Origin of the sequence: Enterococcus larvae, assembly GCF_017830045.1 — a bacterium.
GTDB classification, from domain to species: Bacteria; Bacillota; Bacilli; order Lactobacillales; family Enterococcaceae; genus Enterococcus_L; species Enterococcus_L larvae.
This window is the reverse complement of record NZ_JAEDXU010000002.1, coordinates 219,868-234,393: the sequence shown is the minus strand read 5'-3', so window position 1 is coordinate 234,393 and position 14,526 is coordinate 219,868. Positions and strand designations below refer to the sequence as shown.

Genomic DNA, 14,526 nt, shown 5'->3' with positions numbered 1-14,526 from the left:
ATTTTACAAAACTCGCTCCCCTTCTACTGCCATTTTGCAGAATATGTATGAATACAAAAAAGAACCCTTGATACTCAAGGGTTCCCATAACTGTCCTATTTAACAGCATCTTTCAACGCTTTACCTGGTTTGAACGCAGGTACTTTACTTGCAGCGATTTGGATTTCTTTACCAGTTTGTGGGTTGCGTCCTTTACGTGCAGCACGTTCGCGGACTTCAAAGTTACCAAAACCGATTAATTGAACTTTTTCACCTTTAGCAAGTGTTTCTTGGATTGTTGAAAATACAGCATCTACCGCTGCAGTTGCGTCTTTTTTAGTTAAACCAGTTGAAGATGCAACGCTTTCGATTAATTCTGCTTTGTTTGCCATGGATTATTTCACCTCCTCCATAAGGATAGGATGCCTGATTTAGACATCAAATGTATTCTATCTTTGAGTGGTCCAAAGAATAAAATATAAATATTGAATTGGATCAATATTCTTTAACAAAGATATCATAGGAAGCTAGCAATAGCAAGGGTTTTAACACGTTTTAAGCAGATTTTTTGATAAAAGTGTGTTTTCTCTCAATATGTTTGAACATTTACCAAAAGTGTGGTAGAATGCGCTATTTCCGTCTTCTTGGGATAATTTTGATTGGTGTTCCTTCAAATGTAAATGCATTTCGAACTTGATTCTCTAAAAAGCGAGCATAAGAAAAATGCATAAGCTCTTCTTCGTTCACAAAAACAACGAAGGTCGGCGGTTTTATCGCTACCTGTGTTGCATAGAAAATCTTCAAACGCTTGCCTTTATCTGTTGGTGTCGGATTGATTGCCACGGCATCCATGATCACATCATTCAACACCGCTGACGGTACCCGCAGATTTTGATTCATACTAACAGTCTCGATCATTTCAGGAAGCTTGTTCAAGCGCTGCTTTGTAAGAGCCGAAACGAAGACGATCGGCGCATAGTCCAGATAACGGAATTCATCTCGAATTTCCTGTTCAAATTCGCGCATCGTATTTGTTTCTTTTTTGATCGTGTCCCATTTGTTGACAACGATGATCACACCTCTACCTGCTTCATGAGCATAGCCGGCAACCTTCTTATCCTGCTCTCTGATTCCTTCTTCAGCATTCAGGACCATTAAAACAATGTCTGAGCGTTCAATCGCGCGCATGGCACGCATCACACTATATTTTTCTGTCGTCTCATAGACCTTCCCGCGCTTACGCATTCCGGCAGTATCAATCATTAGGAATTTCTGACCGTCACTTGATTCAAAATAAGTATCGATCGCATCTCGAGTCGTTCCCTCTACTTCAGAAACAATCACTCGATCTTCTCCCAATATTGCATTGATCAATGAAGATTTCCCAACATTTGGTCGACCAATCAGACTGAACTTGATCAGCCCTTCTTCTTCTTCCTCTACTTCCGTAGAAAAATGCTTGACTGCCTCGTCTAAAACATCCCCAATACCTAACCCATGACTTCCTGAAATTGGAAACGGCTCGCCTAACCCTAAAGAATAGAACTCATAGACATCTGCACGCATCTCAGGATTATCTACTTTGTTTACTGCCAAGATTACCGGTTTTTTGCTTCGGTATAAAATTCTAGCCACCATCTCATCTGCATCTGTTACACCTTCACGTCCACTAGTAACTAGAATAATAACATCTGCTTCATCAATCGCAATTTCTGCTTGATGCTTGATTTGATCCATAAAAGGTTCATCACCTAAATCGATCCCGCCAGTATCAATGATACTGAACTCTCGACCCAACCATTCACCTTTTGCATATATTCTATCTCTTGTAACACCAGGCGTATCTTCTACAATTGAAATACGCTCACCGGCAATACGGTTAAAAATTGTCGATTTCCCAACATTTGGACGACCGACAATTGCTATTGTTGGATTTGCCATTCTAAAACTACCTCCTTGACAGTTTTCAATCTTGTCTAGTTTACCTCATAATTCAGTGAATATGCAAGAAAAACTCAAGGAAAACAAAACATTAATCCAGCTTTTTCTCCATTCTCTTATCTAATAAGGCAACTTCTTTAAACCCGATTTTCTCATATACTGGATACCCAAGCTCTGTAGCCATCAACTCAATTTTATCAAGTTGATGTTTTTCTGCTTCTTTGACTAACCTTTGGACTAATTGGCTGGCGATTCCTTGTTTCCGAAAACCTTTTTTCGTATACACATTGAGGATCGTACCGATTTTGCCATACTTACGATCCGGATGAGGCAGCCGTTCAGCAATTTCCAAAAAAGCGACAGCAACTATTTCATCTTCAATTTCAGCATGCCAGCTGATCAATGTACTATTCAAATGGACCGTAAGAAACTCCGTTGTCTTTTCTTCGAATGTCCTCGTTTCTTCTTCAGTAAACAGGTAATTTTCCGCAAAAAACAGCAGTCTTAAATGAGCAAGCTGTTCCAGATCATCCTCCGTGCTTCTTCTCATATTTATCATTTTTTATGCCTCCAAAATATCAAGAAAATATCGCTGCAGCTTTTCTTCATAAACTGTTTTCATCGTAGTGTAGACACCAAAGAAATCATCTCTTAATGAAGTCAGAGAAAGTGTCAGTGTTTGGATTTCTTCGTTTTTGAGATGAAAGAGTTTAGAAGGATAAATCAGTAAATCAATTTTTTCCCGATTTTCCAGTGTATAAGGAATCAGTTCAACAAAGGTAAAGTCCGCAAGCATGCTTTTTACGTTATTGATATACACATAATTGTCCTCGGAAAGAATGGCAACATTCAATTTGATACTTTTTTGGTGTTCCTTTAATGTTGGTAAAATCAAATGGGCCATGATCAAGCTGATATCATTCAGGCATTCCACCTGCCAGCTGCTGCTGAATGGATAATCTTTGATGAAGTCATAAATTCTACTATAAATAATAGGAAAAATGACGCCATCTGCTGTTATGTCCTCCCGCTGCATCAAGCTGAAAAAAGGGATTTTCTGCTTGAAAATCATGTAATTAAAAAGAATATTCACCAGATTTGCTTCAAGTAGTACAATACGACCGGGATTAGGGTAATTTTCAAGCAGAGGATGCAGCACCTTCTGATTAAATTCGGCAAAAAAATCAAATATTTCACTGGATCGAATGCTCAGTTCTTCCCTGGGCACATCAAACAAAGGATCGTTTTCAAAGGAATATGTTGGACCATAAAAAGCTAAAAATGCCAGAAAACGAGCTTCTTTTTGTGCAATTTCCTCTGTTGTACCAAACATTTTCTGCAGCGGTTGAAAGCACCCTGTATAATTTTCGCCAATCAAAATATCATACTCTGCCGTGTCTTCAACCACATGCTGGTTCTTAAGCCTTCTTCGCATGATTTCTGCATGAAGCTGGCGCAGCTTATCGCTATATCGGTAAGAATCAGATGTTTTAGGCGGAAGCTTCAGTATTGGATCAAAGGCCTGAGCTGTTTCCTCAATGGAACAACAAACCTCCTCAAATTCATTACCAAAAGTACAGTTCCAAATAAAGTAAGTAAATAAAATTCGAATCAACCGCTCATCCCCACTCAAACGAACAGAAGAAATAGTAACATGCACCCCAAACTGAGCCAAATATGAAACCATTTTTTTGATATTCCTTCTTGTGTAGGATTCACTAACACCATACTTCTCACAAAATATTTCAATTGTCTCTTCGCTTTCTGAAAGTAAAGACAACAGAAATTTATAGCTGACACTATTCTTCAAAATATGTGTAGCATAGTAGTCCAACAGAATCATAGTAGAAGAGATTGCTACTTTTCCATCATTTAAAATACCGGCACTTTTTTTAGTTATTTCACAAATATCCTGATGGATCTCATCTAAGATTGCACAGAGTCGATTATAAGAAAAAGAAAACTCACCGACGATTCCATTTTTACTGTAAAGACCTTCCGGTAAGGAAACGAGCAATGCATATACCTCAATTTTTTCGCGATCGCTCTTATTCAACATCGTTTTATAAATCATTTTTTACCAACTTTCAAAAAAAAATTTTCCTATTTTGACATTTCCTATCGATTGTTTTGCAGAACTGTTGAGTAATCAGTATTTTTAACAGGTTTTTAAAAAAAGAGAATTTTTTCTCCTTAATTGAAAAATGATTATTTATTCCTTATAATTGGACTTAGACATTTATGGAAAAGGAGGACCAACTATGATCTATTCCCACACTACTACTCAGTTCATTCCTGAAGGCCCGCTTTCTATGGGTATGGAATCTGTTTACTACTCTAATGATATTGAAAAAACATTATCCTGGTTCAGCACAACCTTGGGCTGGCTGACAAGAATTGAATTAAAAGATGATGATCAGACTATAGTTTATGCTTCAGCCTACACTGTTCCCTACCAGCAATTTATCAGTCCAGCTGACATGCAGCCGAAAATAAAGGTCCATATCCTTCAAGGGACTCCTCGTAAAGACATGGTTTCTATTATTCCAACAACAAAGCTGGAAAAGCTAGTTGCTCTTGCCAATAAAAACAGTAAAGAAAAGATAAGTATTCAAAAAGCCTATAATGGAAATTTATATGCGAACCTGACTACTATCGATGGCTCTATTTTAACATTTTATCAAGAAGCTTCACATAAAGATTTATAATAAATGAAAAAGCGGTTGGGAAAAGAAGACCCCAGCCGCTTTTTAAAATTAAATAAACATTGTTTCAAAGGTAATCGGACTCATAACCAGTAACCTGCTGCATCAAATAGCGACAGAAGTAAAAATCTTCCTACTTCCCATAAAGCTAAGCATAAACATAAGCAATCACTGCTTTAAAATAAGCAGCGGGACAGAATATTCTTCTGCCCCGCTTTCTTTTTCTAGTCGTCAGAACCTTGACCCTTTAATTGATCGCCCAGAATATCACCCATTGTGAATCCAGTGCTTTCTTCAGGCATTTCATAGGTTTCAGTCTCTTCTTTTGGCTGTTCCTGCACTTCCGGCTTCGCCTCCAAAGCTTTGATACTTAAAGCAATTCGGTGTTCTCCTTCATTGACTTCCAATACCTTGACTTTGATCTCATCTCCTTCATGAAGAACTTCATGAGGTGTTGCAATGTGCTTATGAGAGATTTGTGAAATATGAACAAGTCCTTCCACTCCAGGGAACACTTCCACAAAAGCACCAAAACTAGTCAAACGTTTCACTGTACCATCAAGAACTGTACCAGCCGGCGCCTTTTCTGCAATATCAGACCATGGCCCAGGCAATGTTTCCTTGATAGAAAGTGAGATACGTTCTTCCTCAGGATTGATAGACAGGATCTTGACCTTCACATCGTCTCCGACACTAAGAACATCTCCTGGTTTATCAACATGCTGATGACCGATTTCTGAAACGTGTACCAGTCCATCAATACCACCTAAGTCTACAAAAGCACCAAAATCAGTCAATCTTGCTACTTTTCCTTCAACGATATCTCCGTCATGCAGATCCGCAAGAATCTCTTTCTTGTGTTCTTCTTTTTCTGCTTCCACAACTGCTTTATGAGATAAAATCAAACGATTCTCAGAAGGTTCGATCTCGATGATCTTAAATGTCATCGTTTGACCTTTATATTCAGAAAAATCATCAACAAAATGGTCTTCGACCATTGATGCAGGAACGAATCCACGCACACCAACATCCACAACTAAACCGCCTTTTACAACATTTGTAACTGGCGCTTCAATGATTTTGCCGGCTTGGAAATCTTTTTCGATATCTTCCCAAACTTTTTTCGCATCAAGACGGCGTTTAGACAGCAGATAGCTGCCGTTTTCTTTGTCTTTACCGATAGACGTGATCACTACCAAATCCAGAACATCATGCAGCTTCACAAAATCGTTGATATCTTCGACTTGGGAAGTAGATAATTCCTTCGCTGGTACAACACCCTCAACACCGGCGCCTACAATCCCGACAACAACTTGCTTGTCTTCAATTGCAAGAACCTCGCCCTTAACGATATCGCCAACATTCACTTCTTGAAAGCTGTTCAACGCATCTTCCATTGTTACATTGCTGTTTTCTACTTGCTTCTCTTCTGTCATGAACACTTATCCTCCTATACACCAACAAAAATTCGTTAATAATGACTTGTTTCTTTAATATTAAGGGATTTGGAGCAAAAAATAAAGCGATTTCTCTTAAAATATCACATTTTATTTAATCTAAACCTAATTTTTCCGAAATCACTGCCTCAATTGCTTCAACAACTGCTAAAATCGTCATTCCGGTTGTATCGATCCGAACAGCATCCTCTGCCTGTACCAACGGAGATACTTCTCTAGTTGAATCAATTCGATCTCGTCTTTCGATTTCCTGCTTTAGTGTTTCAAAATCTGTATTGATACCTTTAGACAGATTTTCTTTATATCGTCGCTCAGCACGCTCTTCAACACTGGCAACCAAAAATATTTTTACCTCTGCATCCGGCAACACGGTTGTTCCAATATCGCGTCCATCCATAACGATACCGCCTTGTTTGCCGATTTGCTGCTGCAGCTCAACTAGTTTTTCACGAACTTCCCCATGAGCAGCTACTACTGAGACCGTATTCGTCACATCTCCTTGACGAATGGCTTCAGTCACATCTTCCTTATCAACAAAGACCAATTGACCCTCGCTTTGCTGCTTAAAGGTAATCGAATGCTGTGAAAGAAGTCTGCAAAGGGCTGAACCATCCTCCATATCTACTCCGGCAGTTATCGCCAGATAGGTCAGCGCACGATACATCGCTCCAGTATCACAGTAGATGTAGCTCAGTTTTTCTGCCAATATTTTAGCGACGGTGCTCTTCCCCGAAGATGCTGGTCCATCAATTGCAATACTTATCTTCTTCATTATTCTCTCCACTCTCTTCCGGATGTCAAATCTAACACAGACCTGATCCGACTATCTATTCTTTTATTTTTCATTATCAGACGAGAAAAACTGCCCTAGAGGCCGCCTTTACAAAATATGAATAAGAAGTTTTCTCCCTTTTCACAGCTCTGATTTACTCTATATCCATTTTTAAGGACTGAGCCATCGCTATATTGCGTTGACCCAGCCCTGTTTAAATTTCTTATTGAACTCGTAGTGAATCTCCCGGATGTAGAACAGCATCTGCGCTCAATCCGTTCAATTCTAGAATTTGCTCTACCGTTACACCATATCTTTCAGCAACCTGTCTGAATCCTTCACCGGCTTGCACTTCGGCATATACTGGCTCTGTTGCTTCCGGCTCTGCATTTGGATCTTCTACAGGCGTCTCAGGATCTTCCGGATTTTCTACCGATGTTGATGATTCCTGTGTTGATGAAGCAGGATCTGAACTGGATTGTGTAGACGATGCAGCAATCGACGAAGACGTTGTCGCAGTACCTGCTTTACCATCGTTCGGCTTATCTCTTGCTACCCACCAGAAGGTCCCTATAGGTAAGGCAATGATCAATAGTAATAAGATAACCAGAATTGTCAAAAAGACGGTATTTCCTTTTTTGTATTGTCGTTTTTCGATTCTTGAGTGTCCGGCATCATCCTTAGTATCATAAATTGATTGTTCCCAAGGTTCATGTGCCTCAGTTGGTTTATTTTTATCTCTTTTACTCACTGTCTTTCCTCCTAAAATCGTATCGTTTGATATTATAACATAGCTTGCCTAGATGTGCAGAGATAAAAATAAGATTATTTTTTATCTTTAAATAATCTTATTAATATTTCCTGCCAAGATTCTTCAGGCATCTCAACTGTCTTTTCACTTTCAATCATTATTTCTGCGACAGAGCCGCAATTATCACAGCAGAGTTCTTCTTTTTCCGTCAATGGTTCCTCAGAAAAATAGTTCATGATAAATCCCCTGCGGCAAGTGTTTGTATGAATGTATTCCAGCATCTGCTCCAGCTGATAATATTTTTCTTGATCTTTTTTTTGAAGCCGCTCGTTTAATGTCTCAAGCGTGTAGGAGCCATCCAGATAGCCCTGTAACCATTTCTGCTGAATCTCACTCATTGATTCAATAAGCTCTGGAGAAAACTCGCTATGGCCTTCTATCAGCCTCTGCAGCGCATTCAGATCCTCTTTTACTTCATCCCTAAAAAAACGATGAATGATTTCGTCTCCGTCTCTATACAACAGAACCGCTTTTGCCGACAGTCCATCTCTTCCTGCTCTGCCGATTTCCTGCACATAGTTTTCTAAGCTGGCAGGGCAATCATAATGAACCACAAAGCGAATATCTGGTTTGTCGATTCCCATCCCAAAGGCATTTGTCGCAAATAATACATCAAGATCGTTATCAATAAACTGTTGCTGGATTTTATTGCGCTCCCCTGCTGACAACCCACCATGATAAAATGCGACACGCAGTGACGTCTGCATCCGTACTTTGCGACACAGCATTTCTGTCGTCTTTCTCGCTGTACAATAAACAATCCCTTTTCTGTTCATTACTGCCAAGTAATCAAAAAGCCGCTGCTCCTTTTCCTGTGTTTGTTCAACAGCCAACACAAGGTTCTTCCTGTTGACCGAATAGACAAATACACAGACATTGGCAGGCTCTTTGAAAAGGTACTCTTTTATTTCATTTTCTACGCTTGCTGAGGCAGTTGCTGTCAATGCCAAGGTCAAGGGGAAATCCAATTTTTGCAGCACGTCTTTTATTTTAACATACTCCGGTCTAAAATCCACTCCCCACTGAGAAACACAATGAGCCTCATCAATAACAAAGAGTGAGAGGTTCATTTCCTGAAGCTTACTCAAAACAGCTTCTTTCATCAATGATTCCGGACTGATAAAAATGAATTTGTACGTATGTAAATGTGTTAAAATGTACTGCTTTTCATCATAGGACAAAAAGCTGTTAAATGCAATAACTCTGCGTTCCCCCTGTTTTTGCAGCTGTCTGACCTGATCCTCCATCAAGGAAAGCAGCGGAGAAACGACCAGCACAGATCCCGAAAGAACCTTTCCGGCAAATTGGTACGTCAACGATTTCCCTGTCCCAGTCGGCAATACCGCCAATGTATCCTTATTACTTAACAATGCTTCTATGATTTCCTGCTGTCCCTCTCGAAATGAGGAATAACCAAAATGATCAAGCAGTATCTTTTTTAAATCCATATTACTTCCCACGTTCTCTTTTGATTTGCTCTATTTGATACATTCGAAAAGAAAAATAATCCACCTCAAATTGCTGTCTCAACTCAGCATATCGCCATTCCTGACAAGGAAGGCTGATTTCCTGAAAGCAGCGAATCTGTTCTGAAGGAATAAACTGATCGAACGCGTATCCTCGCTCGCTCATTGCCAGTTCCAGAAAATGGTCATTAACGGTACTGGGCTTCATCCTTCTTATTCCAGCAATCTCCGCAGGCGAGTGTCCTTCTGACCACAACTCACGCGTCCGAAGCATGCTTTGATTCTTATTTTTTTCTATGCTTTCTCCCACAGCTCTCTTCAACACCGCATTTTCTTCTAACTCTTCAATGCAGCTGAAAAGATGATGATAGATGTTTTTTCGGTATACTGCTTTTTGGAAAGCTGAAAAATCAGGCAATAATTGTTGTTCGGCTTTCCCATTCCACTGATAGCCGGAAAACTGCTGTACAAGAAAGCTGCTTTCCTCCTCTGACAGCCGATCAAAAATCAGAGACCATTCATTTTTCATCAAAGAACCAACATTTTTCCTATCTATCTCAGTCAAAAGTTTTTTTATTTTCAATTGATACTTGGGCGAAGCTTCTAAAGGGATATAGCGATTATTTTGATAAGACAAGTGAGAGGTCACCTGCACTAAAAATTGAAGAATGCGCCACATTTCCATTTCTGTTTTTCCATACTTGTATCCATTCAAATGATTGGTATACGAATCAATGTGCAGGCTGTTTTTCTGCAGCCGTTGTCTCCCCTTATCTGTGAGTCTTGCTTCCAATGATTCCTCATAAAAATCCAAGCAGCCATCCTTTATCAGCTGTTGAAGTATTTGATAAAACGCTTCTTCTCTCAACTCAGGGAATAATTGGAAACAGAAAAAATTATCAAATAGAAATCCACTCATCAAGACTGAAACTGTTCGCTTTCCCTTCAGCAAGTGATAGAGTGTGGACACTTTTACCTTGTAACCCTGTTTGAATAACGATAAAATGAATAACGTCTTCATATGACAATCACCCATAAGACATAAAAATTAAAACTATACTTAAACTATAATTGTAAAATCGAACACCTAACAAACAAGGTATTTAACTTATGTTAAACGCCTTGTTTTTATTTATGTATACATTTACTTGTTTAAATCACCTATAATCATAAAATAGGGATAATTAAAAACACTCTCGCGCAAACGAGAGTGTAAAAGGTGCGAAGATGTGTTTAGTGATTAATGTTGTAAATAGCGATTTTTGCTAGTAAGCCTACAACGTCACGTTTAGATAATTGACCTCTATACGGTGATTGAAATAATCCATTAAAAGATACCTCAACACTTCTAGATACATCAATATATGACGGAACTTTTAGACCAGCACTTTCCCAATCCTTGATTTTATAGAATTTTTCAGTTAGGGGAGGATAGTCATATTTTGACTTTTCCGAATAAATACCCATTATTTCATAAACAAAGGTTTCCTCGTCATAGTCAATAACAACTACAGGTCTTTCTTTGCCTTCCTCGTTGTTTTCTTCAAATTCAAACCAAGTAAAGTAAACTGCATAATCAGCCATGCCTTACCCATTCCTTGAAATCTTCTGGGGCATCATCTGGAACAATAAAACCGCCTTTTCCATTAGAATCGAGTTTAAGCTTATTTTTGGGCTTAATCTTTGGAATAAAAGGCAATGTGCCATTTTCTAGACTTTGAGCAATGAACAGCTCAACTGCTTGTTCGACAGTTAAACCGAACTCAGCAAATAACTTTTCCGCTTGCTCCGATTCTTTCTCTGGTAAATGGATATCCAAAGCTATCAACCCCTTTTCTATATATTTCACCCGCCCTTACTAGTGAGGTGAATGCACCTTTTGCACTAGTAAGAGTGAGAGATTTTTGTTAAATTGCTACATCTCTGAACGACATTATAGCACGAAAACGTTGATTTTTCAACAAGCAGGACAAATAGCGCTTTCATTATAATGCGAACGAATGTTATAATTAGTTAAAATAGTGAAGGTGGTGGGAAACTTTATGACTGATAAAATAAAAAAAATTGGCATAGTTATGCCGATATCTCCTGCACAAATAGAAGGATATCCTGACTGTCAATGGGACGATGTATTAGCAATAATAAAACAATCTTTTCAGGAAGGGTATTTTTCAGACTGGGAGTGTGAGGGAGTATGGGAAGGTACTGGTGGTCATCTTATAACGAATACAATATTTCAGGAAATTTATGAGGACGATATAGTTATTTGTGATTTGAGTACTTCTAATCCGAATGTTCTATACGAGGCTGGTTTGAGGATGATACTTAGGAAACCGATTTTTTTCATTATGGATGACAAATCAAATTATCTATTTGATATTAAGGATGTCCATTATATTAAGTATCCACAAAGTTTGAGGCTAATCGAAATGGAAAAATGGAAAATTAGACTGGTTGAAGGCGTAAAATCTTTATGGGAAAAATATGAAGAAGACAAGGATGATTTTTCTCAAATTCCTAATATCAAACAGACAGGCAAAGCTCCTAAGGCTATCCTCAAAGAAGAAAACATGAGAGATGTCATGATGCAAGCTCTTAAAAGAGTTATGCACGATACAGAAATTACGACAAACAAAGAAATAGAGCAATTAAAAAGCCGTCTTTTTCAAATAAAAGATGACTTATCTTTTATTGAAGACACTATTTCGAATAAATTATTTGAGGATAATAGCGACACAATTCTTACTAGGGTAATCAACCAATTAGACAGTATAAAACAACTAGAAAACAACGGAAAATAAAGGAAGTGATATTTTTTGAACACAGAAGAAATAAAAGGCTACTACCTCTCTGCTAGTGCAACTAAAATTAAAGTATTTTCTATTTTATCAAATTTTAAGCTATACAGAGATAACAATTCCACCCCGGGATATCTAAGCCCTGCAAATATTGACGATAACATAACAGTTAATGATTATTTTCAAAATCTTGCCCAAGGAATAAAGCGTAAAAAAGCAGAATTAATGGCAAATGAAAATATTTATTTTGAAGTATTTGTTGAACCTACTATCGAGAAGAGATTTAGAAAAGATTTAGAAAATGACATTTTGCGTAGGAGTATAATTCGAGAGTTCTATAACACTACTAAGCTATTATTGAATTTTCTTGATAGTGATTCACTTACAAAAAATGTCCAAAATCTATTTCCTTCTACAACGGAAAATGACACTATAGTCGTAAATGTGGGAGATCTTTTTTTTGAAATGTATTATAAACATAACGACGAATATATGTATAAGTGTATAGAATTAGGAGCAAGGCATGCATCAGTTTGGGGGAAAGGTATTCAAACTAGCGATGAATATGAGGAATGTAAAAAGGAAGTTATTAAAAAATTTGAAAACGAATTGCCAAAAAATAGCAATTTTCGAAAAGCTATAATTCTAAAAAATGAACTATCTTATATGGAAGAAAATTGCTACCCTTTGGAGTTCGAAGACGACGTGATTAGCATAAATTTGAATCAATATAAAAAAAGAAACATTGATATTTTTTTAGAAACTTCAAACCAAAAAGACGAAAATAGAGATTTTCAGTATGGTCATTTACTCATGGAAGCAATATTTGAATTTCTGGGAGTGACTCAAATCATTCCCAGAAATGAGAATCCAATACAAAGTACCACTATTAATCCTGACAAAAAAATAACTGTTTGTGGCAGTGTAAATAAATACAAAGAATTCTTAATGGAAGAAATACAAGCATGTGAAAATGCTAAATTAGAGATCCTAGGCCCTATGAAGAACTTAAATAAAAGTAGCGATATAACACAAGGAAGTGAATACGAACATTTAAAAGCCATTGAAGAATGTGATATACTGTATGTGTGTAATAAAGATAAAAGAATAGGTCAAGCTACTTCTTGCCATATATATTATGCTTCGGCATTAATGAAGCGGATTTTATTCCTGAAAGAAGTTGAATCCTCTAACTCGAATGATTCTCTTTATAGGATGAAACACATGCCTCATGATGTATTAGATAAAGAAAGTATAAAGGAGATTTTATAGTGATAATTCAAGATAAAAATTTGTTATTTGACATCGGTTCGAGCACTTTAAAGGCGGAATTGTTTGAAAAAGGAAAATTAGTACCATTTTCTCAAAAAACAATTTTCTTTACTAAGGACGATTCATCAGAATATGGAATAGATAAAGATAACATGCAGGAATTAGAACAATTTTTGCTGGAAAATATCAAAAATAGCAGTGTTTCCGTTTCAGAAGTGAAAATATTTGCAACTGGGATATTCAGAAAATTGACAGAAGGCCAAATGTCGAAAATAAAAGTTCGATTGTTTGAAAATGTTGGCGTAGATTTTGAGGTTATTTCTCATGAACTAGAAAATTTCTATCTAGAAAAAGCTATCTCAGTTACTGACTACGACAAGGAGTACGCGGTTTTGAACATTGGCGGTAAAACTACTGAGATTGTTTACTTTAATCACGGCATTACCTCAAAGAAAATAAATATTGACATTGGCGTTGGCAGTATTTTGAAAGCATTTCCAGATATAAATATGGATGTAACCAAAGAATATGCCAAAGAGATTAAGGATTTTGTCTTAAAAAAGCTTCCAGAAAATTCGGAAAAGTCAAATTTTGCGATTTATACTGGTGGAGAGTTAAATTATATGGAATTAGCTTCCTATAATTTACAAGATAACAGTCTATTTAATCATTCAGATTTGAGAAAACTTATCACATTCCAAGATTTCAAGTATAGAAATTCAGAAGTTGTTCACAATACTACTCTTGAAGAATTACAAAGCTTTATGCCAGAAAACCCTCAATGGATGAATGGCGCCCGAGCATGTTCTTTATTAGCGCAAACTATTTTTGAAAAATATGGAATTAATAATATTGTTCCATCTGATGCCAATCTTCTGTCTGGCGTGACAAAACAACAATTTTCTAAAGTTGTTATTTGTGGAAGCATGAGGAAACATTTAGACGACATTAATGAGTTAATGAATTTCTTAAAAAACAAGAATATAGATATCTTAAGCCCAAAGTGTATCAAAAATCCCAAACTTTTTAATGGAGAATTTGTAGTATTTTCTGGTCAAGAAATTTCAAAACCAGAAGAAAGTTTCAAAATTGAGTTGGAACATATTAAAGCAATAGAAGAAGCAGACGCTGTTTTATTTTGCAATCCAGATGGCTATATAGGACATAGCACTATCACAGAAATTGGAGCTTGTATCGCTTTCAATAAAAGAATAGTTTTTACTAACTCTAAAGATATTGACTTTGACCTGTGTTTTCCAAAGGAAATAGGATTGTTGGCTTAACTGTATATTTTATTCTTTCAAGAATGATGAAAGGAACGCATC

At 37.2% G+C, this 14,526-nt stretch carries 15 protein-coding genes; 4 read left to right on the top strand and 11 right to left on the bottom strand.

Features of this window, described 5'->3' with window-relative positions:
- Positions 1-95: 95 nt before the first annotated feature.
- The 4 genes from I6N96_RS05165 to I6N96_RS05150 all read right to left on the bottom strand — a co-directional run bounded on the left by I6N96_RS05165 (position 96) and on the right by I6N96_RS05150 (position 3,994).
- Complete coding sequence (locus I6N96_RS05165) at positions 96-371, bottom strand: HU family DNA-binding protein (RefSeq protein WP_202057569.1); 276 nt, start codon at positions 369-371, stop codon at positions 96-98.
- Positions 372-609: 238 nt separating this feature from the next.
- On the bottom strand, positions 610-1,920 hold the full coding sequence (gene der, locus I6N96_RS05160; RefSeq protein WP_209556445.1) for a ribosome biogenesis GTPase Der: 1,311 nt from the start codon (positions 1,918-1,920) through the stop codon (positions 610-612).
- Between the two features lie 91 nt (positions 1,921-2,011).
- Positions 2,012-2,479, bottom strand: a complete 468-nt coding sequence (locus I6N96_RS05155; protein WP_209556444.1) for a GNAT family N-acetyltransferase — start codon at positions 2,477-2,479, stop codon at positions 2,012-2,014.
- A gap of 3 nt (positions 2,480-2,482) precedes the next feature.
- Positions 2,483-3,994, bottom strand: a complete 1,512-nt coding sequence (locus I6N96_RS05150; protein ID WP_209556443.1) for a helix-turn-helix domain-containing protein — start codon at positions 3,992-3,994, stop codon at positions 2,483-2,485.
- Positions 3,995-4,181: 187 nt separating this feature from the next.
- On the opposite strand from I6N96_RS05150, the gene I6N96_RS05145 reads away from it, so the two are divergent.
- The gene (locus I6N96_RS05145; RefSeq protein ID WP_209556442.1) at positions 4,182-4,628 is read left to right on the top strand and encodes a hypothetical protein; all 447 of its coding nucleotides are present in this window, start codon (positions 4,182-4,184) and stop codon (positions 4,626-4,628) included.
- A gap of 221 nt (positions 4,629-4,849) precedes the next feature.
- On the opposite strand, the gene rpsA is transcribed toward I6N96_RS05145, so the two are convergent.
- The 7 genes from rpsA to I6N96_RS05110 all read right to left on the bottom strand — a co-directional run bounded on the left by rpsA (position 4,850) and on the right by I6N96_RS05110 (position 10,950).
- Positions 4,850-6,061: a 30S ribosomal protein S1 gene (rpsA, locus tag I6N96_RS05140; RefSeq protein ID WP_209556441.1), complete on the bottom strand. Its 1,212-nt coding sequence runs from the start codon at positions 6,059-6,061 to the stop codon at positions 4,850-4,852.
- A 115-nt stretch (positions 6,062-6,176) separates the two neighbouring features.
- The gene (gene cmk / locus I6N96_RS05135; RefSeq protein ID WP_209556440.1) at positions 6,177-6,854 is read right to left on the bottom strand and encodes a (d)CMP kinase; all 678 of its coding nucleotides are present in this window, start codon (positions 6,852-6,854) and stop codon (positions 6,177-6,179) included.
- 223 nt (positions 6,855-7,077) lie between these two features.
- Complete coding sequence (locus tag I6N96_RS05130; protein WP_209556439.1) at positions 7,078-7,605, bottom strand: SAG1386/EF1546 family surface-associated protein; 528 nt, start codon at positions 7,603-7,605, stop codon at positions 7,078-7,080.
- 74 nt (positions 7,606-7,679) lie between these two features.
- On the bottom strand, positions 7,680-9,113 hold the full coding sequence (locus I6N96_RS05125; protein ID WP_209556438.1) for a RecQ family ATP-dependent DNA helicase: 1,434 nt from the start codon (positions 9,111-9,113) through the stop codon (positions 7,680-7,682).
- A 1-nt stretch (position 9,114) separates the two neighbouring features.
- Positions 9,115-10,152, bottom strand: coding sequence for a helix-turn-helix domain-containing protein (locus tag I6N96_RS05120; RefSeq protein WP_209556437.1), 1,038 nt, complete (start codon positions 10,150-10,152; stop codon positions 9,115-9,117).
- 212 nt (positions 10,153-10,364) lie between these two features.
- Positions 10,365-10,715, bottom strand: a complete 351-nt coding sequence (locus I6N96_RS05115) for a hypothetical protein (protein ID WP_209556436.1) — start codon at positions 10,713-10,715, stop codon at positions 10,365-10,367.
- On the bottom strand, positions 10,708-10,950 hold the full coding sequence (locus I6N96_RS05110; RefSeq protein ID WP_209556435.1) for a type II toxin-antitoxin system RelB/DinJ family antitoxin: 243 nt from the start codon (positions 10,948-10,950) through the stop codon (positions 10,708-10,710). The genes I6N96_RS05115 and I6N96_RS05110 overlap by 8 nt, the downstream gene beginning before the upstream one ends.
- Before the next feature lie 223 nt (positions 10,951-11,173).
- Between I6N96_RS05110 and I6N96_RS05105 the strand changes: the two genes are divergently transcribed.
- The 3 genes from I6N96_RS05105 to I6N96_RS05095 are packed head-to-tail and all read left to right on the top strand — an operon-like array spanning position 11,174 to position 14,484.
- Entirely contained in the window at positions 11,174-11,932 is a 759-nt protein-coding gene (locus I6N96_RS05105) for a hypothetical protein (protein WP_209556434.1), read from the top strand.
- Positions 11,933-11,947: 15 nt separating this feature from the next.
- On the top strand, positions 11,948-13,201 hold the full coding sequence (locus I6N96_RS05100; RefSeq protein WP_209556433.1) for a hypothetical protein: 1,254 nt from the start codon (positions 11,948-11,950) through the stop codon (positions 13,199-13,201).
- Entirely contained in the window at positions 13,201-14,484 is a 1,284-nt protein-coding gene (locus tag I6N96_RS05095; RefSeq protein WP_209556432.1) for a Ppx/GppA phosphatase family protein, read from the top strand. Before I6N96_RS05100 ends, I6N96_RS05095 begins: the two co-directional genes overlap by 1 nt.
- The last annotated feature ends 42 nt before the right edge of the window (positions 14,485-14,526 follow it).

What these genes read in the sequence shown, in the direction of transcription:
- cmk (WP_209556440.1), bottom strand. Translation starts at nt 6,854, where the DNA reads ATGAAGAAGATAAGTATTGCAATTGATGGACCAGCATCTTCGGGGAAG.
- I6N96_RS05125 (WP_209556438.1), bottom strand. Translation starts at nt 9,113, where the DNA reads ATGGATTTAAAAAAGATACTGCTTGATCATTTTGGTTATTCCTCATTT.
- I6N96_RS05145 (WP_209556442.1), top strand. Translation starts at nt 4,182, where the DNA reads ATGATCTATTCCCACACTACTACTCAGTTCATTCCTGAAGGCCCGCTT.
- rpsA (WP_209556441.1), bottom strand. Translation starts at nt 6,061, where the DNA reads ATGACAGAAGAGAAGCAAGTAGAAAACAGCAATGTAACAATGGAAGAT.
- I6N96_RS05150 (WP_209556443.1), bottom strand. Translation starts at nt 3,994, where the DNA reads ATGATTTATAAAACGATGTTGAATAAGAGCGATCGCGAAAAAATTGAG.
- I6N96_RS05120 (WP_209556437.1), bottom strand. Translation starts at nt 10,152, where the DNA reads ATGAAGACGTTATTCATTTTATCGTTATTCAAACAGGGTTACAAGGTA.
- I6N96_RS05105 (WP_209556434.1), top strand. Translation starts at nt 11,174, where the DNA reads ATGACTGATAAAATAAAAAAAATTGGCATAGTTATGCCGATATCTCCT.
- der (WP_209556445.1), bottom strand. Translation starts at nt 1,920, where the DNA reads ATGGCAAATCCAACAATAGCAATTGTCGGTCGTCCAAATGTTGGGAAA.
- I6N96_RS05165 (WP_202057569.1), bottom strand. Translation starts at nt 371, where the DNA reads ATGGCAAACAAAGCAGAATTAATCGAAAGCGTTGCATCTTCAACTGGT.
- I6N96_RS05155 (WP_209556444.1), bottom strand. Translation starts at nt 2,479, where the DNA reads ATGATAAATATGAGAAGAAGCACGGAGGATGATCTGGAACAGCTTGCT.
- I6N96_RS05115 (WP_209556436.1), bottom strand. Translation starts at nt 10,715, where the DNA reads ATGGCTGATTATGCAGTTTACTTTACTTGGTTTGAATTTGAAGAAAAC.